Origin of the sequence: Silvimonas sp. (assembly GCF_031291215.1) — a bacterium.
GTDB classification, from domain to species: Bacteria; Pseudomonadota; Gammaproteobacteria; order Burkholderiales; family Chitinibacteraceae; genus Silvimonas; species Silvimonas soli.
The window spans coordinates 166,384-189,298 of record NZ_JARLJK010000009.1 but is presented as its reverse complement, the minus strand read 5'-3'; the positions used below and the strand labels follow the sequence as shown (position 1 = coordinate 189,298).

Below are 22,915 nucleotides of genomic sequence, written 5' to 3'. Positions count from 1 at the left end.
GTTGCTGTTGCTGTTGCTGTTGCTGTTGCTGTTGCTGTTGCTGTTGCTGTTGCTGTTGCTGTTGCTGTTGCTGTTGCTGTTGCTGTTGCTGTTGCTGTTGCTGTTGCTGTTGCTGTTGCTGTTGCTGTTGCTTTTAGCTCCCCTCTTCTGAAAGAGGGGCAGGGGGGAGATGGCTGCAATGTGGAATTCACCGTTGCTGTCTGATCCACCCAAAAACCAATCTCCCCTAACCCCTCTTTGGAAAAGAGGGGAACTGGTATCGCGGTTAATTCCAGATTCATCATCCTTGCTTAGCCACGCCGACCGAGGGAACGCAGGATGCGCGTAAAGACCCCTGGCCAACAGACGGTTCGTTTCGGCTTTTGACCTTGGGCCCCGTCGGCGCTTGCGCCCGGGTCGCCTTTTGCTATCCCGCTCTGCGGGACTTTTGGTTACTTTTCTTTGGCGAAGCAAAGAAAAGTAACGTGCCCCCGGCCACCGCCGGGTATCAAAAGCCTTTAAACCCCGTGCCGAAGGCACTAACAAAACAAGCTTTTACAGTTGCAGTTAAAAATTTCGTATTTGGGACAACCATTCAAACAACCCGGACGCTCAGCCCCTCATGACCGAACAACCCATCCTCCCGCTTTGGGCAAAACAATCCATCAACCTCGCCGACCCGCGGTTGGGTGCGCTCGCCATCGCCGCGAGCGATGAATTCTTCGCCCCACTCTCCCGTATGCTCAACCCCGAGCCCGCCGTGTTCATCCCCGGCAAATACGACGACAACGGTAAATGGATGGATGGCTGGGAAACGCGCCGCAAACGCACCATGGGCCACGATTGGTCGATCATCAAACTGGGTCGCAAAGGCGTGATTCACGGGTTCGATGTCGACACCAGCCACTTCACCGGCAACTACGCGCCAGCGGTATCAATTGAAGCCACCAGCAGCGCCAGCGACAACCCTGCCGATCTGGCTCAGGTACAGTGGCAAGAAGTGTTGGCCTCCACCAGCCTGTCCGGTAACTCACACCACTTTCTGCCTGCCACCACTCATGGTGAGTTCACCCATCTGCGTATCCACATCTATCCAGATGGTGGCATCGCCCGTTTGCGCGTGTATGGCCAGCCGGTAGGCGCGTTTGATGAGCCCGGCAAGCTGTACGATCTGGCCGCGCTGGAAAACGGCGGGCGGGCGGTGGCGTTTAATGATGCTCACTTTGGCGTGGCGTCTAACCTGCTGCTGCCAGGACGCGGTATCAATATGGGGGATGGCTGGGAAACCCGCCGTCGCCGCGAACCGGGCAATGACTGGTGCATTATCCAGTTGGGCACGTCAGGAATCGTCGAGCGCATTGAAGTCGATACCGCGCACTTCAAAGGCAATTATCCGGATCGTTGCATGATTCAGGCTGCGCGCATGGACGGTGGTACGGATCAATCCATCATCACCCAAAGCATGTTCTGGCCGGTGTTGCTGGATGAACGCAAGCTGCAGATGGACCACATCCACAGTTTTGCCGATGGCATTGCCGCGCTGGGGCCAGTAACGCATGTACGGCTGAATATCATTCCAGATGGCGGGGTTTCGCGCCTGCGCATCTGGGGCAAGGTCGCGCCATGAGCGAGCCGCTGCCACTGACGGTTGAATGGCTGACGGCCGAGGCGTTTGCGCCGTTTGGCGATGTGATCGAAGCCAGCGGCGCGGACCGGCACTTCCCCATTAATGGCGGCAATACTGAGCGCTATCACGACCTGATGAAGATTGAGGTCGACAACGACGGTCATCCCATCGTCAGTATTTTTCGCGGGCTACCGCGCAAGCTGCCCTTTGCTGTGACCATGCTGGAACGTCATCCCAAGGGTAGCCAGGCGTTCATGCCACTGAATGGACGGCAATATCTGGTGGTGGTGGCACCGCGCGGCGAGGCAGTAACGGTGACCGATATCCGCGTGTTTCTGGCTCACGGCAGCCAAGGTGTGAACTACGCTGCGGGTACGTGGCACCATCCGTTGCTCGCGCTGGATGAAACATCAGATTTTCTGGTGATCGACCGCGCCGGGCCGGGCAACAATTGCGATGAAATCACGCTGGAGCGTGCTGGCGTCATCCCGTTGCCACTGCCGTAGTTCGCGCCCGCGTAGCCCGGATGAAGCAACGCGAGAATCCGGGAGCCATGCCTGCCACAAGCACATCCGGATGGAGGTCCGTGATCGCCCAGGCAAGCGATGGCCGTTTCACGCCCAAATAGCCCAACCCAATGGCATCCATCCCACAGCGCCAACGCCACATCTACCCGCGCCAAGGCTTCCCGCTATAATGCCCCTTTCACCCATATCCCAACAAAACTGCCGCGCTCCGTGATCCGGGCCGCCGCCAGGAGCCTGAATGCAACCGTACGCATCCCGCCGTCAGCAGCTTATTGATACCCTCGCCCCTGGCGTGCTGATTCTGCCCACCGCCCCGGAACAAACCCGCAACGCCGACTCCACCTATCCCTATCGCTACGACTCCAGCTTTTATTATCTGAGTGGCTTTCAAGAGCCCGAAAGCCTGGTGGCGCTGGTAATTGGTGATCAAGCCCAATCCGTGCTGTTTTGTCGCGATAAAGACGAAACCCGCGAAATCTGGGATGGCTTTCGTTATGGCCCGGCAGCGGCTAAAGAAGCGTTTGCGTTTGATGGCGCATTTACTATTGATGAACTCGATACCGAGATCGTCAACCTGCTGAAAAACCAGCCGCGCGTTTACTTTGCGCTGGGCGCAGATGCCGCTTGGGATGCCCGCTTGACTGGCTGGCTGAATGCCGTGCGCGCTCAATCACGGACCGGCGTGACTGCGCCGACCGAAATCATCGACCTTGGTCCGATTCTGGCCGAAATGCGTGTGTTCAAAGACGAACACGAAATCGCCAGCATGCGCCGTGCCGGGCAGATCAACAGTGAGGCACACAAACGCGCCATGCTGGCGGCCAAGGCCGGTCTGCATGAATACGCGGTGGAAGCCGAACTGCAGCACGAGTACTACCGCAACGGCAGCCGTTTTCCGGCGTATACGTCCATCGTCGCTTCCGGCCCCAATGCCTGTGTGCTGCATTACGACCGCAATGACCGTCTGATGCAGGAAGGCGATTTGTTGCTGATTGACGCCGGTTGCGAAATCGACGGTTACGCCAGCGACATCACCCGCACCTTTCCCGTTAATGGCCGCTTCAGCGCGCCGCAAAAAGCCATTTATGAACTGGTGCTGGCCGCACATGCCGCAGCACTGGATAAAGCCCGTCCCGGCAATCGTTATACCGACATGCATAACGCCGCCGTGCGCACGCTGGCCCAAGGTCTGATTGACTTGAAGTTTCTGACCGGCACGGTGGATGAAGTCATCGAGAACAAGACTTTCCGCCAGTTTTACATGCACGGCACCGGCCACTGGCTGGGGCTGGATGTGCATGATGCGGGCGCCTACAAGGTCAACGGCGAAGACCGCATTCTGGAAGCGGGAATGGTGTTTACCATCGAGCCGGGCTTGTATATCCGCCCAGCCGACAACGTGCCCAAAGAGTATGAGTACATCGGCGTGCGGATTGAGGACGATATCCTGCTCACCGCCAACGGCCCGGAGATTCTCAGCGACGATTGCCCGCGTAGCGTGGAAGACATCGAAGCCTTGATGAACCGTTACCCGGTCTAACCTCTGTACGGTGCGCATTAATGCGCACCGTTTGCCAAATTGCAGCACCTGAACGCGTTCGCATGCACAGCATGCAAACCCTACGGACTGCGCTGGTATGCAAACCGCATCGCCCATTCACAGGAAACACCATGATCGCGCGCCCTTTGCCTTGCCATGTAGATATCGCCATTGTCGGTGGTGGCCCGGTGGGCGCGCTGGTGGCGCAACGCCTGGCGCGTCAGGGCAAGCAGGCACTGGCCATTGAAACGCGCCAAAGTGTGGAAGACGGCCCGACCGATCCCCGCGCATTGGCGTTGTCCTGGGCCAGCTATCAAGCGCTGCTTGACGCCGGTTTGTGGCGCGATGGACTGGCGCCTACCGCAATCCAGCGCGTACATGTATCGCAACAAGGCTCGCTGGGCCGCACAGAACTGAACGCCAATGAACTCAATCTGCCGGCGCTTGGCTACGTGGTCAGCTACGACAAACTGGCACGGCTGGCGCTGGAGCAACTGACCCTCGGCCCGGCGCAACTGGCCTTGGGCACCACCGTCACCGGCGTCCGCAGTTTGTCGCGCTTTGCCGAACTGCAACTGGCCACCCACACCGGCCCGACCAGCATGACAGCACGGCTGGTGATTCTGGCCGATGGCGGCAAGCTGATCAGCCAGATCAATGGCGTGCAGCAAACCGTCAAACCGTATAACCAGCACGCGATTCTGGCCACGCTCACACCTGCGGTGCCGCATGCAGGCGTGGCGTATGAACGCTTTGCCGACGATGGCCCGCTGGCCCTGTTGCCGTATGGCGATGACTTCATGCTGGTGTGGACACAAACCCCGGAACAAGCCGAAGCGCGTCTGGCACTGTCGGACGAAGACTTTATGGCCGAAGTCGCGCAACGCTTTTCCGCCAGACTGGCGGGATTTTCCGCAGTCGGCCCGCGCCGCAGTTGGCCGCTGGCGCTCAAAACACTCGATTCAGTGGTCGCGCCGCGCATGGTCATGATCGGCAACGCCGCGCAAACCCTGCACCCGGTCGCGGGCCAAGGCTTGAACCTGGGCCTACGCGATGCCGCGGTGCTGGCTGATGTCATCGCCACCACACCGGCGCGTGAGTTGGGTGAAGCAGCCATGCTGCAGCGCTACGCCGCTTTGCGCCGCAAGGATGCAGGTGTGGTTACCGCGTTTACCGATAATCTGATTTCATTCTTTGATCGTCCGAACCCGATGTTCAAACATGCCCGCAGTTTGGGGATGCTGGCGATGGACCAGATCGGACCATTGCGGCGCGGATTTGCGCGGCGGATGGTGTACGGCGTGAAGTGAGGTGGTGCGCCCCAAGGACCCAGAAGTACGTAGCCCGGATGGAGCGCAGCGGGAATCCGGGGTTGCAATGAATCAACAGACCACCGGCATTTGAATTTGCCCATAGCGCCCCCGGATTCCCGCTAACGTTCCATCCGGGCTACAACGTCGCAGGATGCGGTTGGCACCCTGCGTCGCTTCAACACCTCAATGCGCGCAACCGCACTCGCCGTGAGATATCTCCACCTTCGCTGGCGAATGATCCACGGCCAAAACACCGTTCTTCGCCAGTTCCAGCCGCGCGCGACGAGTCGCTTCCAGCATGGTGTTCAATGCTGCCTCAGTCTCCGGCCAGCCACGCGTCTTCAGGCCGCAATCCGGGTTCACCCACAAGCGTTCTGCCGGAACCACTTCTGCCGCTTTGCGGATCAAGCGCAGCATTTCGTCCACCGGCGGTACGCGCGGGCTGTGGATGTCATACACGCCCGGGCCAATCTCGTTCGGATAGGCAAATTCGCCAAACCCGGCCAGCAATTCCATATCTGAGCGTGAGGTCTCGATGGTGATCACATCGGCATCCAGCGCGGCAATCGCCGGCAGAATGTCGTTGAATTCCGAATAGCACATATGGGTGTGGATCTGCGTTTCATCCTCGACACCACTGGCAGAAACCCGGAATGCTTGCCCGGCCCACGCCAGATAAGTCTGCCAGTCGCTCTTTTTCAGTGGCAAGCCTTCACGGAACGCGGGTTCGTCGATCTGGATCACGCGGATACCGGCTTGTTCCAGGTCGACCACTTCATCCCGAATCGCCAGCGCGATCTGCAGCGTGATATCGCTACGCGGCAAATCATTGCGTACAAACGACCACTGCAAGATGGTGACGGGGCCGGTCAGCATGCCCTTCATCGGCTTGGTGGTGAGGCTCTGGGCGTATTGGCTCCATTCCACCGTCATCGGCGTCGGGCGTGAGACATCGCCAAACAGGATAGGCGGTTTTACGCAGCGGCTGCCGTAGCTTTGCACCCAGCCATTGCGGGTAAAGGCAAAGCCGGACAACTGTTCGCCAAAGTACTCGACCATATCGTTGCGTTCCGGCTCGCCGTGCACCAGCACGTCGATACCCAGCTTTTCTTGTTTCCCCACCACCAGGCGAATTTCAGCCTGCATCGCAGCGCGATAGTCTTGCTCAGGCAGATTTCCGCGTTTGAACGCAGCGCGGGCGGCGCGGATTTCGGCGGTCTGCGGGAAGCTGCCAATGGTGGTGGTCGGCAGTGGCGGCAGGTTGAGCCACGCTTGCTGTTTTTGCTGGCGAACTGGGTAGGCCGAATCACGCTGTGCATCACTGACTTGCAAGCCGTTCACTCGTGCCTTCACCGCCTGTTGGTGAATACGGCTGGAAGAACGACGCGACGCTTGCACGGCATCCGAGGCAGTCAACGCTTGCGAAATGCTCTGCGCACCCGCCACCAGACCACGCTTGAGCGTCGCCACTTCGGTCAGCTTTTGCCGGGCAAAGGCGAGCCAGGACACAAACTCGTGGTCCAGTTCAGTTTCGTTCTGCAGATCAACCGGGCTGTGCAGCAGCGATGAGCTTGATGCCACCCACAGCTTGTCGCCCAGTCTGGCTTGCGCCGCTTGCAGGGCATCGAGCGAGCCACGCAAGTCATTCGCCCAGATATTGCGGCCATCCACCACACCCAGCGACAACACTTTGTCCGCTGGCCATTGCGCGGTAAATGCATCGAGTTGCGCCGGGGCGCGCACCAGATCCAGATGTACGCCTGCCACCGGTAAAGTGCTCAGCAGCGTTGAGTGATCGGCCACACTTTCAAAGTAAGTCGCCAGCAGCAACTTGAGACCGGCTTGCGACAGCTCACGGTAGACCGGAGCAAAGGCATTCAGCCATGGCTGCGCCAGTTCCAGCGCCAGAATCGGCTCATCAATCTGCACCCATTCCACACCACGGGCAGCCAGTTTTTCCAGAACGCGGCGATACGCGGGCAATACGCGCGGCAGCAGCGACAAGGTATCAAGACCGGGTGTCTTGCTCTTGGCCAGATACAAGAATGTCAGCGGTCCGATCAACACCGGCTTGGTGTTGTGGCCTTGCGAACGCGCTTCATCCACTTCATAAAAGAACCAGTCCACGCCGCCATCAAAGCGGGTTTCGGCATCCAGTTCCGGCACCAGATAGTGGTAGTTGGTATCGAACCACTTGGTCATTTCCAGCGCGGGTTGCGCGGTATTGCCACGCGCCAGTTCAAAGTATTGCTTGAGCGTGAGTTTTTGCGCGTCAAAGCCAAAACGCGGCGGAATCGCGCCGAGCAACACAGCGGTATTAAGCATCTGGTCGTACCAGGCGAAATCACCGGCGGCGACAAAATCCAACCCGGCTTCTCGTTGCCAGGCCCAGTGGGTGCGACGCAAATCAGCGCCAGTTTTGGTCAGCGCCGCTTCGTCGATCTCGCCACGCCAGAATTTCTCCTGGGCGAACTTGAGTTCACGTTGTGCGCCGATGCGAGGGAAGCCCAGAACATGAGCCTTAGTCATGATTTTCTCCATATCCATGAATTTGACTTGTCATCATCGGCGCATCGTCGCTATGATTCAAATTCAAAATATTCACCAATGTCATGAGCAGTAATCATGAGAGGCCACAATGCAATCTTTACTTGAGTTACGGCACCTCAAAACCCTGGCTGCGATCCAGGAAAACAAAAGCATTACCCGCGCAGCGGAGCGTTTACATCTGACGCAATCGGCCGTTTCGCACCAGTTGCGCTTGCTGGAAGACCATTACGGCGTGCCACTGTTGACGCGCAAAGGCAGTACGTTGGCGTTTACTCCGGCAGGCGAAAAGTTGTTGTTGCTGGCGCAAAGCGTGATGCCGCAAATCAACGCCGCCGAGCGCGACATCGCCAAATTGCGCGAGGGTGAGGCTGGGCAACTGCGCATTGCGGTGGAATGCCATACCTGTTTTGACTGGCTGATGCCGGCGATGGACACCTTTCGCGAGCGCTGGCCAGAAGTCGAACTCGATATCGTCTCCGGCTTTCATGCCGATCCGGTCGGGCTGATTTTTGAAGACCGCGCTGACCTTGCAATTGTGTCCGAACTCGAAACCGAACCGCGCGTCACACACTTGCCGCTGTTTGTGAGCGAAATGGTCGGGCTGGTCGCGCGCGATCACCCACTGGCCGCCAAGCCATGGCTGGATGCAATCGACTTTGCCGATGAAACGCTGATCACCTATCCGGTGCCGGACGACATGCTGGATCTGATCCGCAAAGTGCTGCGCCCGGCGGGAGTGAACCCGCTGCGCCGTACCACCGAGCTCACCGTGGCGATGCTGCAACTGGTGGCCAGCAAGCGTGGCATTGCTGCGCTGCCACACTGGAGCGTGCAGCATTATCTGGAGCGCGGGTATGTGGTGGCCAAGCCCATTACCGAAACCGGTTTGACCAGCGAGTTGTACGCAGTGGTGGCGTCGGAACGTGCACAGGTGGCGTATCTGCAGGAGTTTGTGGCGATTGTGCGTGATGTCAGCGCCAGCGAACTGCCGGGAGTAACGCTGCTGTAGGAATGCGCCGGGTAATATTTGTCTGGAAATCGACTACGCAAAACTACGCTTTCTCAATTAAAACAAGGGTGTCATCCCGCAGTGCGGGAACAACGTTGCTTACTTATAGCCCAACCGCGGATAGCGATGCAGCGCGTCGCCGCCACACCAAGGAGAAGGCCCATGGCACCCGTCGCTCAAGCAGCAGCACTGTCCTGGCAATTTGATAATGTCGACCTGACTCGGGTTGATTTCAGCCGTATCAAAGACAACGAAACCTTGTTCTATCTACTGGTGGCGTCATCGTTTATTGAAAGTGGCGCAGATTTGTATACCAGCAACTTGGTGGATTTTTTTGCCGACGACGCGGAAGTCGCCGCCTGGCTTAGCAATCACTGGGAACAAGAAGAAATGCAGCATGGGCGCGCATTGCGTTGCTACGTGCAGCACGTCTGGCCAGATTTTCCGTGGCAGGCCGCGTTTAACGATTTCTTCGAGGAATACGCGGCGCTGTGCGTGGCTGAAGAACTCGAACCGACCAAGGCCCAGGAATTGGCCGCACGTTGCGTTGTGGAAACCGGCACCTCCAGCCTGTATCGCGCCATCAACACCTGCACCGATGAGCCGGTGCTGCGCGAGATCACCGATCACATCCGCCGTGATGAAGTGACCCACTACAAACACTTTTATCACTACTTTTTGCGCTACCGCGAAGCACAACATTTAAGCCGCTTCAAAACCTTCACCACCCTGGCCCGCCGCTTGCTGGAACTGCGCAACAGCGATGCCGAGATTGCCTTGCGCCACACCCTCACCCACCACAATCCCACCGCGTCTGACTTTCATCGCCAGCGGATCAACAACGAGGTCAGCGGTCTGATCCGGCGCAACCTGCCGGTAGATATGACCATCAAGATGCTGCTCAAACCGTTATTGCTGGGGCCAAATATGCAGAAGGCGTTGCAGTGGCCGTTGCAGGGCGCCACGCAGTTGTTTTTGCGGATGCCATTGTAGGTTGGGGTCTGGACTTGGTTGTTGTTGCGATTACCGATCATCCCCACCTTGCCCTGGATTCCCGCCAAGCGGACCGCCGAGATCGGAAATGATGATGTGATTGGTGTGCAACGGATTGCTGCGGGGGCTGTGACGGTTGCTTTTAGCTCCCCTCTTTTGGAAGAGGGGCTGGGGAAGATGGCTGCAATGAGGGATTAACCGCTGCGGCCCGGTCCACCCAAAACCCAATCTCCCCTAACCCCTCTTTGAAAAAGAGGGGAGCCACTATTGCTGTTACTCCTGACTCTGCCTCTTTGCTCACCACGCCGACCGAGGGAATGCCGGAGGCGCGCAGAGGTAACAGGCAAACAGACGGTTCACTTCCCCGCTACAACCTGCATAGACATCAACCATAAAGCACCGTTAGCCCAACTTGAACGCCGCCCGCGTTGTCGGGCCGCCATCTTTGGCCGCCGCGCCGCCGCCTGCATCAATTCGTGGCTGGGTGACGTAAACCCGCGCAACATCCACACCTTTGCTTTCCAGGAAGCTCTTCACCACCAACGCCCGCTGGTTGGCCAGCGCACGCAGTTCGTTCTCCCCGGCCGGCAAATTGGCCAGTAACAGTTTCTCCATCTCCGCAGGTGGCAGCGACTTGTTCATCCCGATCAGATTGGTCGGTTTGTTGGGGAATTTGGCCTGCTTGTAGACCACTTCCAGCAACTTCGGATATTCCTCGGGCGTGATCTCCAGCGCGGTTTCATCGGCCACCGATTCGCCGTGTTCCACCAGTTGCTTCGCTTTGATTGCCTTCATGCGCGACAAGACCATTTCTTTGCGCAAACCCGTTTGGTCTACCGCAGGATCGGCCCAGCCACTGATTTCCAGCTTGATGGCAGGACGGTCATTCAGCGCAGTAGTCAGCTTGCTCAAGCTTTCTTGTGTGGCGGTATCCAGCACCGCCGAACCGGGAGCAAAGGCGGCGTAAGAGAACTGCGGGCCGCCGCCAAAGGCCGATGCCAGCAGATCAAACGGCGCGGTAATGGCTTTCTCCAGCAGGTTGACGATGACCTTGATGATCAAACCGCCCACGCTGAATTGCGGATCGTCCAGCGAACCGGCGATGGGCAGGTCCAGATTGATCTGGCCGTTGCGGTCAGTTAGCAACGACAAAGCCAGTTTCACCGGCAATTTGGTGGCATCCGGGCTATCGGTTTTATCACCCAGCGTCAGCTGATCCAGACTTACCTTGTTTTGCGCCAGCAATTTGCGGTTTTCGATTTGATAGTGCACATCCATGGACAGCTTGCCTTTCTGGATGCCATATCCGGCGTATTTGGCCGAATAGGTTGAGGCTGCTGCCAGTTCGTACCCCTTCACCGAAGCATTGATATCCAGGAACAATTGCTGCGCCAGTGGATTAAGCTGGCCACTGACCGCAACGGGTGCGATATGGTCCACGCTTCCTTTGATATCCAGTGCAGCGCGGGCGGTTTCAGCCGAAGACAAACCGGTGATGGTGCCGCCCATATCGGTCAGATTGGCAGTGTAATTCGGCTTAACAAAGTCATCGGTGTAATTGATATTGCCGCCCGCCAGTTTGATGGTGCCGATACTGATGGGCGGCAACGGCTTGGCCGGAGCACTCACCGGGGCCGAAGCCACTGCACCAGGCTTGGGCGCCGGAGTGGGCACAGGCGTAGCGCTGACCGCCGCGCTGGCCGGGGCCGAGGCGCTGGTCAGCGAGACCTGCTTGCCACGGCGATCAGCATTGCCCTCTTTGACAACAATGTCGGCCAGGTTCAAATGACCATCCGGGTACAACACCAGCCGCGAGTAAAAGTCTTGCAGCGACACGGTGTTGACGTTGACCCGCAATGGTTCAAAGCGGGCATCAATACCGCTCACATCCAGTCGCTTGAATTTTAGGAAGTCCTCGCCCGTAATTTTATCCAGCGAGTACAGATCATCTACCCGGACACTACCGCGATAACTGCCGGTAAATTTGGGCGCTGTGCCGAATACCAGGTCCCCCTTGGCCGAGACGTGAATGCTGGGCACGGTAACGTTCAACCAGCGCGAGTAATACGCCTGGCCATAACCCACATCCAGATTCTGCAAATTGAGTTTGATCTTGCCCGAGGCCGGAGAGTTGGCAACCGCCCCGGAGACTTCATAACGGCCGCCTTTCCCGCCCAGCGCCAGCAGGCTGAACTGCGCAGGCGTAGCGGAAGGCCATTCCACCGGGCCGGTTTCCAGCTTCAGGCTTTTGATTACCACCGGCGGTAACTTGGGTAATTGGTGATCAACAAACCGCATGCCCAGGTTATCAATGTTTACCGCGCTGGCGGCAACATGCGGGGGCTTAAGCTCTGCGACCGCAGCAGCGACCGGTCGCCCCACGTGCGCGTCTGCGGCCTGCGCTTTGGTTATCCCGCCCCAGTCGATCAGCCCGTCGAGCCCGCGTGCCGCGCCGATATTGGCATCGGCCAGCGTTACCCGGCCCAGTTGATAGCGGGCGTTGTCAAAGTCCAGCGACGCATCGGCAATAGCCAGTTTGCCAATCTGCAACTGGCCTTCCTTGCTGTTGTTGAGCTTGAACTGGAAGTTATTGAAGCTGCTATTGACCGCACTGAGCTTGAGACCGGTGTCGGCGGCATAGTGATACTGGCTGGCAAAATCGAGCGTGCCGCCGGTAATTGCCGCATTCAGCCGGGGCGTTGCGTAGGGCTGATATTGCGGCAGTGCCAGGGCCGCGAGTTTGATATTGCCGTCCAGCACCAACGGTTGCAGCGTAAACGTGCCCTGCTGGGTGATTTTTTCACCCGCCGGAGTAGCGGCGGCGATGTCCAGCGTGGCTGCGGTTTTACCGGGCAAAGTAAAGCGCTGCAGCGTGATATCGAGCGGATCAAACACCGTGACAAAGGCCGGTTTCACGGTTTCATCACGCAAGTCCACACGGGATTTACGCAGATTGATCTGCGCAATCGCTACATCGGGCGTTGCCGACGGTTGTTCTTTTGCCGCCGCAGCGCTTGCCGCTGCCTTGGCGGGCGCCGCCGTGCTTGCTGGTTTGTTCTGTAATGCCTTGATGAAGTTCAGGTTACCCGCGTCGTCACGCGTTACGGCCAGATGCAGCCCATCGCTTTCTACGTTCTGCAAATGGTAAACGCCCGCCAGCGGACGCACATCCGCCAGTGTGATTTGCAGCCTGGTCACTCCAAATAACGGCGCGCCGGCATCATCGATCAGCTGCACATCGCGCAGCGCGGCCGAGCCGGTCAGGCGCAGTTGCGGCTGGTCATGCTCTTGCCGGAACACCAGCTGCAACTGGCTATCGAACTTGGCCGCAGGCAGTTTGATACCCAATTCCAGCGGCACATATTGCATGTATTGCGGCAAATCCAGTCCGGTTACTTTGAGATCAACCGTGGTCTGCCGGGTGTTTTCAAACGGCGTGGTTTTGCCATGCAGATCAAACGGCGAGCCATTCAATTTGAATGCCAGATGCGGCTCGACCACGGTATCGACAAAGCCCGGCAAGCTGGAAATAAACGGCACGCCCAGCTCGATACCGGTGATTGCCGTTTTCTGTTTAACCACCTGGTCATCAAAATCGATACGCCCACCCAGAAGCTGGATGTTGTAAAGCGCAAAGCGTGGCAGTGTATTGTCCGTTTTGGGCTTGCTGGCAGGCTGATCGAGCAAATCCGACCAGTTGTAGCGATGCGCAGTTTGCCGCTGCAGCAGCAAGTAGGGTGTATCCAGGGTCAGCGCGCTCAGCACCGGGCCGCGGCGCCAGATTGAGGCCAGATCGAGATTGGCGACCACGCTCTTGGCTGAAAGCACGGTTTTGCCCGCTTCACGCACCTGCAAACCGTCTATATGCGCTTGCAGGGTGAACGGGTTGAAGCCCATGGCGGCAATGGTGGTGGGGCGATGCAATGCCTGGGTTAGCGCTTTTTCCAGTTGCGGCCGGGCCAGCCAGGGCAGCAACAAAAATCCGCCGATTGCGACAAGCACCAGCAACACCGCCAAACCAGTCAACCAGCGGGCCAGGCGGCCAGGTGTGCGAATGAAACCAACTAACCAAGCACGCAAACGGGGCATTCAGACGTTCCGTAGAAGGTAAAACAGACAAATAGCGCTATTGTGAGTAAACAGGCATCTGCAATTGCCTGGCTTGCGTATATAGATAGTGTATAGGTGCAATCAATGCTGACAACAACGTCTGCGCAGCACGCAAAGGCCATGGCAAAGACATTCGCTTTCACGTATCTATCTTGAATATTTCAAGGAAGGCAGAGCAGACCCAAATACGTTAAGCAGATACAAAACAATTGGTCGCCGCCGACGCTTCGGGATCAACCTGGCTTCCCGCTGGACCGGCTTAGCGCTTAGAATCGGGGTATAAATCAGAATGTTTTACAACATTTACGATTCGACCTTATAGCTTTAAACCGGGCATGTCGCCTGGCGCGCAGCGAACATTATCTGCGCCCATGAGCTATGACGCCGTGCTTTATTTCACTTGATCACCCCTGAGCTGCGGTGGTCAGGCTTATGAATTTGAACCCGGGTAAATAACGTGGTTTTTTCGTTTTTCAAGAAAAAAGAGGGTGATGGCAAACCAGAACCGCAAACCAGCGGTCCGGTTACTGCCCCGCGTGCGCCAGCCGCGGCGCCCGCCCCAGCACGTGCTGCCACTGCCGCAGCGCCTGCAGTTACAGCCGCCAAACCCGATGTGCCCACTGTTTCTCCGGCCAAGTCGCCCGCTCCTGCCGCTGCCAGCAAGCCGGTAGCCGCTGAGCCATCCAGCTATAACCTGCAAGAACTGACCATCGAAGTCGAAGACGGCAGTACCAATCTGACTGAAGCCGAAGAAGAAGCAGTTGTGTTGTACGCCAATGGCCAGACTGCTGCGGCTGCCACCAGTTTGCGCGCCGCTATTCCTGGCATCACCGGCCAGCGCCGCATCGAAACCTGGTCGATGCTGTTCGAGCTGTATCAACAGCTGGGCAAGCATGCTGACTTTGACGATCTGGCGCTGTTGTACGTGGTTGAATTCGAATCCACGCCGCCGCTGTGGCGTGAACTGGCGGCCAATACTGCTGCCGCGGCCGCCGCAGATGCCGCCGCAATTGGTACGGCCGGATATATCTCGCTGCCGGCACAACTGAATGGCGACAACACCTCACGTGAAGTCGACAAGCTGGTCACCACGTGTAAATCCGGTACGCCTGTGCGCCTGGATATGAGCAAGGTGTCAGGCATCGACAGTATGGCCGCAGCGGAACTGTTGTTTGGCTGGCAAAGCGTACGCAAGCTGGGCAGCGTGGTGCAGGTGATTGGCGCTGACAGCATGATCAAACTGCTGGGCAGCAAGATCGAACCCGGTCGCGTTGCCCCGGCCGAAGCGCCTTATTGGCTATTGTTGCTGGAAACAACCCAGGCCAGCGGCAATCAGGATGCGTTTGAAAATATCGCCATCGATTACGCGGTGACCTATGAAGTGTCGCCGCCATCGTGGGATGGCTCGCTGGTATTTACCGCGCCAGCCAAAGGCGCACCAGCAAGCAGCAAAGCAGCCGCAGCGCCCCCTACCCCTTCCACGCATTCGCCAGATCGACTGCTGTTGTCCGGCGCGCTACTGCAAGGCGCCGCAGCACAACTGAAGGGCATTCGTGAATTTGCAGATCGCCAGAGCCGCCCGGTGCTGGACTTCCGTGAAGTCACCCGCGTCGACTTTGAAACAGCTGGCCAGCTATTGAATCTGGCCATGGAGCTGGTGCAAAAAGGCGTGGTGGTACGCCTGGCCGGAGCCAATCCGCTGGTGGCCGGCATGTTGCGCTTGATGGGCATTGGCGATCTGGTCGAAATCAGCGGCAACTGACGCCCCCTTCCCTGCCCGACAATCTCTCCTGCGCTTGAACGGGGCCACTTGCGCCCCCACATCAATTGCAACATACGTTTGCAGGAAAGAATCCCATGGAGCAATTTGACGGAACAACGATCGTCTCGGTGCGTCGCGGTAGCGATGTGGCCGTGGGCGGAGATGGCCAGGTCACACTGGGCAACGTGGTGATCAAAGGCACCGCACGTAAAGTACGCAAACTTTACAACGACAAGGTCATTGTCGGTTTTGCTGGCGGCACTGCCGACGCGTTCACTTTGTTCGAGCGTTTTGAATCCAAGCTGGAAAAACATCAGGGCAACCTGACCCGCGCTGCGGTGGAACTGGCCAAAGACTGGCGTACCGACCGCATGCTGCGCCGACTGGAAGCCATGCTGATCGTGGCCGACCCAACTGCCACGCTGGTAATTACCGGCAACGGCGACGTGCTTGAGCCAGAACAAGGCATCGCAGCGATTGGGTCTGGCGGTGCTTATGCCCAAGCGGCGGCCAGAGCGTTGCTGGAACATACCGATCTGCCGCCATCAGTGATCGTCAAAAAGGCGCTGGAAATCGCTGGTGATATCTGCATTTACACCAATCAGAATCACGTGGTGGAAACCTTCGAGCAACCCCGGTAAATAGCGCCTGGTTACTCAAAAAAAAGCGGGCCATGCCTGCTTTTTTTACGTCCGAACGCCTGCCGTGGCCAAGACTGGCCACAAGCCGTGTGCCACAAATACACAAACTCGCTCCTTCGGGCGAAGAAACAACACCGCATGCCCCTGCCAATTGCAGCCCGCGCTCACTTTGGCAGCCGCCTGCGCTAAAATCCCGCGCATGAACCATACACTCGCCTGCCTGCGGCATCTGAATGCCGAAACCTGGGTCTCTGGTGCCCGCATTGCCGAGGCGCTGGATTTATCGCGCGCCAGCGTATCCACTGCACTGGCCCAGGCCGAGGGCTTTGGCATTACGCTGGAACGCAAACACGGCGTGGGCTATCGCCTCACCGAGCCGGTAGATTGGCTGGATACCAAGGTCATCCAGCGGCTACTGCCCCGCAATGGCGTATTGCACGTTGAGGTGGCCGACCGTACCGATTCGACCAACCGGCAATTGCTGGCGGCACCGGCACACGGCCTGGCACTGGCGGCAGAATGGCAAGACAGCGGGCGTGGACGTTTGGGGCGGCGCTGGCAAGGTCGCCTGGGTGCCAGTTTGATGTTTTCACTGGCTTGGTCATTTCCTGGTGGTGCGCCTACGCTGGCCGGGCTGCCGCTAGCGGTAGGCAGTATCGTGGCTGAAGCGCTGGCGGAATGCGGCGTCGGCAATATCGCCCTGAAGTGGCCGAACGATTTATTGATCGGCAACGCCAAAACCGGCGGCATTCTGATCGAACTGACCGGCGATGCGCTGGGACCGGCATGGGCGGTGATCGGTATCGGGCTTAATTTGTTGCCGCCCGCCGTTGAAGTTAATCAGGTGGCTACCGGTCTGACGGAGCATGGCCTGAACGTAACGCGCAATGATTTGCTGGCACGTTTACTGGAAAAACTGGAACATGGGCTGGAACGGTTTGCCCGCAATGGCTTTAGCGAATTTCGCCAGCAATGGGAAAGCCGCCATGCCTGGCAAGGTTTACCAGTCACGCTTTCCGGTCCGGATGGCAGTACCCAGGCAGGCATTGCCGCTGGCGTGACCGCCGACGGCGCATTGCGCCTGGAAACAGCCGATAAAGAACTCATCATCCACGCGGGCGACGTCAGCCTGCGCCTCGCCGCAAATCAGGGCTAAGACTCATGTATCTGTTGATTGATCTGGGCAACACCCGCCTGAAATGGGTCCAGGCCACTGCCGCTGACGCCTGGAGCGAGCTGACCGAGGTGGACGCGCAAGCCAGTGAAACCTGGCACAGCCTGTTCTACACCCTTGAGCAGCCAAAGCGTGTGTTGGCTTGTTCTGTCGGGACTCCGCATATCCGCGATTTTCTGAGCCGTGCAGCGTTTGACATGTGGAACATCGAGATTGAATGGCTGACTGTCACCCGTGAGGCGCTCGGTGTGGAAAACCGTTATCGCAACCTGGCCCAGCAGGGGCCGGATCGTTGGGCTGCGGTATTAGGCGCCCGCAGCCTGTATCCGGATCAAGCATTGGTGGTCGCCAGCGCAGGTACGGCGCTCACGGTTGAAGCGGTCACGGACGACGGGCTCTACCTGGGCGGCACCATCCAGCCCGGATACCGGCTGATGAAACAATCGCTTAACCAGGGCACCGCCCGCCTGCCTTTGGCCGACGGCTATTTTCACGATTATCCGACCTCGACCGAAGACGCCATTGAAACCGGTTGCCTGACCGCGCTGGCCGGGAGCGTGCAAGCCATGTTGCGCCGGCTGCAAATGCGCGCCGATGCACCACGCGTTTTGTTAAGCGGCGGCGATGCCGAGCGTTTGTCCGGACATCTCGATATGCCGCACACGCTGGTCGATAACCTGGTGCTGCATGGTCTGGCGGCGCTGGCGTTCAGTACCCATCAACCCAATGTGGCGGAGCCCAGCGCATGAAGTGGATACTCGCCGTGCTGCTGGTCGCCAATGTCGCTTTTCTTGCGCTGAATAAAACACTCCCGAGCGCGCTGCCAGCAGGCACCGCATCGCATGAGATCAACGCGGACAAAGTCCACATCGTAACCGGCAACGTAGCTTACGCCTCGCAAGCGGCCTCTGCGGCAGCAGCCAGCGCGCCGGCAGAAGTTGCCGCCGCTACTCCGACGCCAACCGCAGTACCAACGGCAACGCCCGTTGCCGCAGACGCGACCCCAACGCCCACGGTGAAACCGCTCGCGCAAAATAGCGATACACCGCAGGCGTGTTTGCGCTGGACCGGGCTGACCGGGGATCAAGCCGATATTGCGCGCGCGCGCATCAAGGCACTCAAGTTGGTGGCCACCGAACAGAATCTGGGCAGCAATGCCAAGGTGTGGGTATACATTCCGCCGCAACCTGATCTGGAAAGCGCCAAACGCAAGGCTGAACAGCTGGCCCAGTTGCAAATTGATGATTACTTCGTGGTCAACAATGGCAGCAAGTGGCAAAACGCCATTTCGCTGGGTGTGTATTCGACCCATGACGCCGGAGCACGACGTCTGGACGAATTGCGGGCCAAGGGCGTGAAGTCCGCCGTTCTGCGCGACAAGGATGACTCCCTGCGCCACAGCAGTTTTGTATTGAAGTCGGTTACCGACAGCCAGCGCGATACCCTGAACAAAGCGGCGGCTCAACTCAAAGGTACGGTACTGGAACCGGCCAGCTGCGGCTGATTAGCTGCGAGCGGTTCCAGGTCGCATTGCCACTCAAGGTTCGAACTTGGTGACTTTGGCACCGGACTGGGATTGCACAGCTGCTGGCTCGCTGTCCATTTCTGGTTGCGGCGCGGGCTGGTTCTGCTCATTCAGCAGTTTCGGCGCAAACCGGACAAAATCTCCCGGCTGCGCCTGACCTTTATCGACCGTCACTGCCGCGAATTGCGTTTGCACCTGAGCAACAGTCGCCATCCCGGCGCGTGTTTCCGGCAAACCCAAGCCCATACCGGGATTGCTACCCGGCGTGGAAATCGGCTGCATGCCATATTTTTCGCGATAAAACTGCAAGTGGTCGCCGGCAACCAAACCGCTCATGGCGCCTGCATCCACGTAGGCCAAACCGTTTTCCACCTTGGTCACGCGTGCTGAAAACGGTACACAAGCCACGTCCGACTGCGCCCCGGCAACTAGTTGCTCAGCTACGCTGCCAAGCGCCTTGCCAAAGTCGCTACTCATGAACCCGGCGCTGCCCACCGGCTGCGATGCCCGTGCCAGGATATCGCCAGAGACCACAGTCTGCACCCGCCGTTGCGCCACCACTGCGCCAGATACGGTATCGAATACAAAGATTTCGATATCGGCATGGCGTGCCGATGGCGTGGCTTTCAGGCCGGCACCAAAGAAATCCAGTATCGGTCCGTCCAGTGCCAGCTTGCGCTCACCGGGCCGCACATCCGAGCCATGCGTGGCGCGATAGGTTTCGCCTTCGGTGGAAATATCCTGAACGATTCCACCCAGTACCAGTTGCGTACCAAACTCCCGGCCCAGCAACCGCACTTGATCCGGCAAGAAGATCGGCGCATCGAAACGCGGATCAAGATCAAATGGCACTTCCCCTTTGCTGGCGCTGGTTAACCAGCCGCCCACGCGGGTGAATTTTTGCTGAAAAATCTGCTGCAAACCGGACTGCAGCTGGCGCAGATCCTGCGATTGCGATGGTTGGCGCACCCAGAATGGGGTGACCAGCAGTTTGCGTTTGTAGGGGTTGGCGGCGCAACGCGGCGGGGCGATCTCGTCCCCTGTCACTACCGGCACCACGGTGCCATCTGCACTCGTCGCAGCAACGCTGGCGCTGTTTTTGGGGATACCCGGATTAACCCATCCCGCAGGTTGGGTGGTATCAGCCAACGTAAGGTGCGGCACCATCGCCACAACCACAGCGGCGATAGAATGGCCAAGCAAAGTAAACCGGGAGGGCATGCGTGATATCCGCAAAAAGCAATTTAACCGAGACATGATATATGGATATCACACACTCGGCTGGCCCGCCCGGTTACTTGAGAAAGCGCGGCGTCAGTGCGTGCTTAGCGCACGCGAAACACCAAGTCCCACACGCCATGCCCAAGGCGGATACCGCGCTGCTCAAACTTGGTCAGCGGGCGATAATCCGGGCGTGGCGCGTAGCCGTCGGCAGTGCTTTCCAGTGCCGGTTCAGCGCTCAGCACTTCCAGCATCTGGATCGCGTAATCTTCCCAGTCGGTTGCCAGGTGGATATACCCGCCCTGCTTGATGCGGCTGACCAGCAGCTTTACGAAGTCTGGCTGGATCAGGCGGCGCTTGTTATGGCGTTTCTTATGCCACGGATCAGGGAAGAACACGTGCACGCCATCCAGCGCGGCGGGGGCGATCATCTGTTCCAGCACATCCACCACATCGTGCTGCACGATGCGCAGATTGGTCAGGCTTTGTTCGCCCACCAGTTTGAGCAAGCTGCCCACGCCGGGCGTATGCACTTCGCAACCGAGGAAATCTTTCTCTGGCGCACCAGCGGCGATTTCCGCCGTGGCCTGGCCCATGCCAAAGCCGATTTCCAGAATCTTCGGCGCGGCACGACCAAAAGCAGCGGCCAGATCGAGCGGCTCGGCAGCATACGGGATCATGAATTGCGGGCCAAAGTCGTTCAGCGCACGTTCCTGACCGGCAGACAGATGCCCCTGGCGCAGCACGAAGCTGCGGATACGGCGCATGTAATGTGGGTTGTCCATAGCAAAAACCTGAATTCGATGTAATGCGGGTGATGCAAACAAAACGCCGCACACTGGTGCGGCGCTGCTAGCGATGAATGGCGGCCATGTTAAAGCCTGCAGCGGCTTTTAGCCAGAATCACCGGGTCAGCGGCAGGCTGTAGTAACGGTAAGTCTGGTCCATTTCATAGCCCAGCGACTCGTACAAAGCCTGCGCCGTGGTGTTGCTGTGGGCGGTGGAGAGGTCGATGCGCACCGCGCCGGTGGCCTCGCCGTGCTGGCGGGCCTTTTCCATCAACAGCCGGGCAATACCGTGCCCTCGCGCCGTTTCTGCCACGAACAGGTCGTACAACGTCCAGAACGGCGCTGCAGCCAGCGAGCAAAAACCGGGATAAAGCTGGATGAAACCGGCAGCTTGGGCATCAATCTCGGCCAGCAGCAGCACGCTTTGCAGTTTGGCCAAGCGCTCCGCCAGATAATTGCGGGCGAGCGTCAGATCGGATGGAAGTTCGTAAAACACCCGATAGGCATCGAACAACGGCGCCACTGCGTCGAGATCATCCAGCGAGGCATAACGCACACTCACCACTGTGCCCGCCATTTACTTGGCGCCAATCAAGCCGGAGATCGGGCTGGACGGATCAGCACTGTACAGCTTGCGCGGCATGCGGCCAGCGAGGAACGAATCGCGGCCGGCCTGCACCGCCAGATTCATCGCCCGTGCCATACGGATCGGATCGCGCGCGCCAGCAATGGCTGTGTTCATCAGAATGCCGTCGCAGCCCAGTTCCATGGCAATCGCGGCATCGCTGGCAGTGCCGACACCGGCATCGACCAGCACCGGCACTTTGGCGTTCTCAATGATGAGACGCAGATTCCACGGATTAAGAATCCCCATGCCCGAGCCGATCAACGACGCCAGCGGCATTACCGCCACGCAGCCAATCTGCTCCAGTTCTTTGGCAATGATCGGGTCGTCCGAGGTGTAGACCATGACGTCGAACCCGTCCTTGACCAGCACTTCTGCCGCCTTGAGGGTTTCGCGCACATTCGGGTACAGCGTGGTGGAATCGCCCAGCACTTCCAGCTTGACCAGGTTGTGACCATCAAGCAGTTCACGACCCAGGCGCAGTGTGCGCACTGCATCGTCCGCGCTGTAACACCCGGCGGTATTGGGTAGATAGGTGTAATTCGAGGGCGGTACGGCATCCAGTAAAGACGGCTGGCTGGCGTCCTGGCCAATGTTCACGCGGCGAATGGCTACTGTGACAATCTCGGCGCCACTGGCTTCAATCGCCAGCCGGGTTTCTTCAAAGTCCTTGTATTTGCCGGTGCCTACCAACAAGCGTGACGAATAGGTTTTTCCGGCAATCTGAAATACATCGGACATGATGAAACCTCTTGGGAAATGAAAACAGGAAATCTGGAAAGACGATCACACCGGTGGATATCAACCCGCCATACGTGAAATAGACATTGCTCAACCACCACCCACCGCAACCACAATCTCCAGCTGGTCGCCATCAGACAACGCGGTCGCGGGAAAAGTGCTGCGCGGCACGATCTCGCCATTACGCTCAATCGCTACCCGTTTGCCGAGCAAATCCAGATGCTGCACCAGATCAGCTACCGTGAGTGGCGCGGGAAATTCGCGAGGCTGGCCGTTAATGGAAAGCTTGAGCATGGGCTTGTAAGTTGCAGAGCGGAAAAGTGCGCATTTTACCACGGCAAATCAGGCCAGCCGGTTTAGGCGACCGGTTATTTGATTAAATCAAACAATCGGGGCTATCCGGTTACTCGCATGTAACCAGCATTCAATCGCTCAGACGGAACTCGATCTGCTGGATTGTTTCGGCGGCGATTTTAATGCCATGGCGTTCGGCCGGGGCGAAGCGCCACTGTTGTTGCACGGTGGTCCTGGCCGCTTCATCCAGCCGTCTGGAACCACTGGATTGCTGCACGCGGACATCATCTGCCACGCCTTGGGCAGTGACATGAATACGCAGCATCACAACGCCCTCCTCGCCTCGTTGGCGGGCGGACTCAGGAGTAATGGGTTTGGGCGCTTGCAGAATGCGGATGGATTGGGTGGCGCTGGTTGTGCCATTGGTAGCGCCTGCCAAATCTGGCACGGTATGGGCGCAATTCGCCTCCTGGCCACTGTCGCAGTGGGCTGAACC

General features: G+C 58.4%; 20 protein-coding genes. 12 read left to right on the top strand and 8 right to left on the bottom strand.

Annotated features, from left to right (window positions below; all coding sequences use genetic code 11):
• The 5 genes from P4L78_RS01090 to P4L78_RS01070 form a co-directional block, all read left to right on the top strand.
• The coding region (locus tag P4L78_RS01090) for a hypothetical protein (RefSeq protein ID WP_309326364.1) at positions 1-204 on the top strand (204 nt) is incomplete at its 5' end.
• A gap of 397 nt (positions 205-601) precedes the next feature.
• Positions 602-1,606 carry an allantoicase gene (alc, locus tag P4L78_RS01085; RefSeq protein ID WP_309326362.1) on the top strand — a complete coding sequence of 335 codons (1,005 nt, stop codon included), beginning with the start codon at positions 602-604 and terminating at the stop codon, positions 1,604-1,606.
• A complete protein-coding gene (locus tag P4L78_RS01080) occupies positions 1,603-2,112 on the top strand; it encodes an ureidoglycolate lyase (protein WP_309326360.1) in 510 nt (169 codons plus the stop codon). Before alc ends, P4L78_RS01080 begins: the two co-directional genes overlap by 4 nt.
• A gap of 259 nt (positions 2,113-2,371) precedes the next feature.
• Positions 2,372-3,673: a Xaa-Pro aminopeptidase gene (pepP, locus tag P4L78_RS01075; RefSeq protein WP_309326358.1), complete on the top strand. Its 1,302-nt coding sequence runs from the start codon at positions 2,372-2,374 to the stop codon at positions 3,671-3,673.
• Positions 3,674-3,804: 131 nt separating this feature from the next.
• Positions 3,805-4,983: an FAD-dependent monooxygenase gene (locus P4L78_RS01070; protein WP_309326356.1), complete on the top strand. Its 1,179-nt coding sequence runs from the start codon at positions 3,805-3,807 to the stop codon at positions 4,981-4,983.
• 186 nt (positions 4,984-5,169) lie between these two features.
• Here the strand turns inward: P4L78_RS01070 and metE are convergent, their stop codons facing one another.
• Positions 5,170-7,515, bottom strand: coding sequence for a 5-methyltetrahydropteroyltriglutamate--homocysteine S-methyltransferase (metE, locus tag P4L78_RS01065; protein ID WP_309326354.1), 2,346 nt, complete (start codon positions 7,513-7,515; stop codon positions 5,170-5,172).
• 109 nt (positions 7,516-7,624) lie between these two features.
• Here metE and P4L78_RS01060 point away from each other — a divergent pair, with 109 nt between their 5' ends.
• Positions 7,625-8,545: a LysR family transcriptional regulator gene (locus P4L78_RS01060; RefSeq protein WP_283150802.1), complete on the top strand. Its 921-nt coding sequence runs from the start codon at positions 7,625-7,627 to the stop codon at positions 8,543-8,545.
• Positions 8,546-8,707: 162 nt separating this feature from the next.
• Entirely contained in the window at positions 8,708-9,538 is an 831-nt protein-coding gene (locus P4L78_RS01055) for a ferritin-like domain-containing protein (protein ID WP_283150803.1), read from the top strand.
• Between the two features lie 402 nt (positions 9,539-9,940).
• Here P4L78_RS01055 and P4L78_RS01050 read toward each other — a convergent pair whose 3' ends face one another.
• Positions 9,941-13,627, bottom strand: a complete 3,687-nt coding sequence (locus P4L78_RS01050; RefSeq protein ID WP_309326352.1) for a DUF748 domain-containing protein — start codon at positions 13,625-13,627, stop codon at positions 9,941-9,943.
• A 478-nt stretch (positions 13,628-14,105) separates the two neighbouring features.
• Here P4L78_RS01050 and P4L78_RS01045 point away from each other — a divergent pair, with 478 nt between their 5' ends.
• From P4L78_RS01045 to P4L78_RS01025, 5 genes are all read left to right on the top strand, one after another.
• Positions 14,106-15,410 carry an STAS domain-containing protein gene (locus tag P4L78_RS01045; RefSeq protein ID WP_309326350.1) on the top strand — a complete coding sequence of 435 codons (1,305 nt, stop codon included), beginning with the start codon at positions 14,106-14,108 and terminating at the stop codon, positions 15,408-15,410.
• A gap of 95 nt (positions 15,411-15,505) precedes the next feature.
• Positions 15,506-16,051, top strand: coding sequence for an ATP-dependent protease subunit HslV (gene hslV, locus P4L78_RS01040; RefSeq protein WP_283150806.1), 546 nt, complete (start codon positions 15,506-15,508; stop codon positions 16,049-16,051).
• A 199-nt stretch (positions 16,052-16,250) separates the two neighbouring features.
• Complete coding sequence (locus P4L78_RS01035) at positions 16,251-17,207, top strand: biotin--[acetyl-CoA-carboxylase] ligase (RefSeq protein ID WP_283150807.1); 957 nt, start codon at positions 16,251-16,253, stop codon at positions 17,205-17,207.
• A gap of 5 nt (positions 17,208-17,212) precedes the next feature.
• Positions 17,213-17,974, top strand: a complete 762-nt coding sequence (locus P4L78_RS01030; RefSeq protein WP_283150808.1) for a type III pantothenate kinase — start codon at positions 17,213-17,215, stop codon at positions 17,972-17,974.
• Positions 17,971-18,729, top strand: a complete 759-nt coding sequence (locus P4L78_RS01025; RefSeq protein WP_309326347.1) for a hypothetical protein — start codon at positions 17,971-17,973, stop codon at positions 18,727-18,729. Before P4L78_RS01030 ends, P4L78_RS01025 begins: the two co-directional genes overlap by 4 nt.
• Before the next feature lie 33 nt (positions 18,730-18,762).
• On the opposite strand, the gene P4L78_RS01020 is transcribed toward P4L78_RS01025, so the two are convergent.
• The 6 genes from P4L78_RS01020 to P4L78_RS00995 form a co-directional block, all read right to left on the bottom strand.
• Positions 18,763-19,971, bottom strand: a complete 1,209-nt coding sequence (locus P4L78_RS01020) for a flagella assembly protein FlgT middle domain-containing protein (RefSeq protein ID WP_283150810.1) — start codon at positions 19,969-19,971, stop codon at positions 18,763-18,765.
• A 104-nt stretch (positions 19,972-20,075) separates the two neighbouring features.
• Positions 20,076-20,756 carry a tRNA (guanosine(46)-N7)-methyltransferase TrmB gene (trmB, locus tag P4L78_RS01015; RefSeq protein ID WP_309326345.1) on the bottom strand — a complete coding sequence of 227 codons (681 nt, stop codon included), beginning with the start codon at positions 20,754-20,756 and terminating at the stop codon, positions 20,076-20,078.
• Positions 20,757-20,874: 118 nt separating this feature from the next.
• Entirely contained in the window at positions 20,875-21,336 is a 462-nt protein-coding gene (locus P4L78_RS01010; protein ID WP_309326343.1) for a GNAT family N-acetyltransferase, read from the bottom strand.
• A complete protein-coding gene (locus P4L78_RS01005; RefSeq protein WP_309326341.1) occupies positions 21,337-22,125 on the bottom strand; it encodes a thiazole synthase in 789 nt (262 codons plus the stop codon).
• 90 nt (positions 22,126-22,215) lie between these two features.
• Positions 22,216-22,419, bottom strand: a complete 204-nt coding sequence (gene thiS, locus P4L78_RS01000) for a sulfur carrier protein ThiS (RefSeq protein ID WP_283150814.1) — start codon at positions 22,417-22,419, stop codon at positions 22,216-22,218.
• A gap of 130 nt (positions 22,420-22,549) precedes the next feature.
• Positions 22,550-22,867, bottom strand: a complete 318-nt coding sequence (locus P4L78_RS00995; protein WP_309326339.1) for an energy transducer TonB — start codon at positions 22,865-22,867, stop codon at positions 22,550-22,552.
• Between the last annotated feature and the right edge of the window lie 48 nt (positions 22,868-22,915).

Bases quoted from the DNA above. Each gene is read 5' to 3' on its own strand.
- alc (WP_309326362.1), top strand. From the start codon at position 602: ATGACCGAACAACCCATCCTCCCGCTTTGGGCAAAACAATCCATCAAC.
- P4L78_RS01080 (WP_309326360.1), top strand. From the start codon at position 1,603: ATGAGCGAGCCGCTGCCACTGACGGTTGAATGGCTGACGGCCGAGGCG.
- pepP (WP_309326358.1), top strand. From the start codon at position 2,372: ATGCAACCGTACGCATCCCGCCGTCAGCAGCTTATTGATACCCTCGCC.
- P4L78_RS01070 (WP_309326356.1), top strand. From the start codon at position 3,805: ATGATCGCGCGCCCTTTGCCTTGCCATGTAGATATCGCCATTGTCGGT.
- metE (WP_309326354.1), bottom strand. From the start codon at position 7,515: ATGACTAAGGCTCATGTTCTGGGCTTCCCTCGCATCGGCGCACAACGT.
- P4L78_RS01060 (WP_283150802.1), top strand. From the start codon at position 7,625: ATGCAATCTTTACTTGAGTTACGGCACCTCAAAACCCTGGCTGCGATC.
- P4L78_RS01055 (WP_283150803.1), top strand. From the start codon at position 8,708: ATGGCACCCGTCGCTCAAGCAGCAGCACTGTCCTGGCAATTTGATAAT.
- P4L78_RS01050 (WP_309326352.1), bottom strand. From the start codon at position 13,627: ATGCCCCGTTTGCGTGCTTGGTTAGTTGGTTTCATTCGCACACCTGGC.
- hslV (WP_283150806.1), top strand. From the start codon at position 15,506: ATGGAGCAATTTGACGGAACAACGATCGTCTCGGTGCGTCGCGGTAGC.
- P4L78_RS01035 (WP_283150807.1), top strand. From the start codon at position 16,251: ATGAACCATACACTCGCCTGCCTGCGGCATCTGAATGCCGAAACCTGG.
- P4L78_RS01030 (WP_283150808.1), top strand. From the start codon at position 17,213: ATGTATCTGTTGATTGATCTGGGCAACACCCGCCTGAAATGGGTCCAG.
- P4L78_RS01025 (WP_309326347.1), top strand. From the start codon at position 17,971: ATGAAGTGGATACTCGCCGTGCTGCTGGTCGCCAATGTCGCTTTTCTT.
- P4L78_RS01020 (WP_283150810.1), bottom strand. From the start codon at position 19,971: ATGCCCTCCCGGTTTACTTTGCTTGGCCATTCTATCGCCGCTGTGGTT.
- trmB (WP_309326345.1), bottom strand. From the start codon at position 20,756: ATGGACAACCCACATTACATGCGCCGTATCCGCAGCTTCGTGCTGCGC.
- P4L78_RS01010 (WP_309326343.1), bottom strand. From the start codon at position 21,336: ATGGCGGGCACAGTGGTGAGTGTGCGTTATGCCTCGCTGGATGATCTC.
- P4L78_RS01005 (WP_309326341.1), bottom strand. From the start codon at position 22,125: ATGTCCGATGTATTTCAGATTGCCGGAAAAACCTATTCGTCACGCTTG.
- thiS (WP_283150814.1), bottom strand. From the start codon at position 22,419: ATGCTCAAGCTTTCCATTAACGGCCAGCCTCGCGAATTTCCCGCGCCA.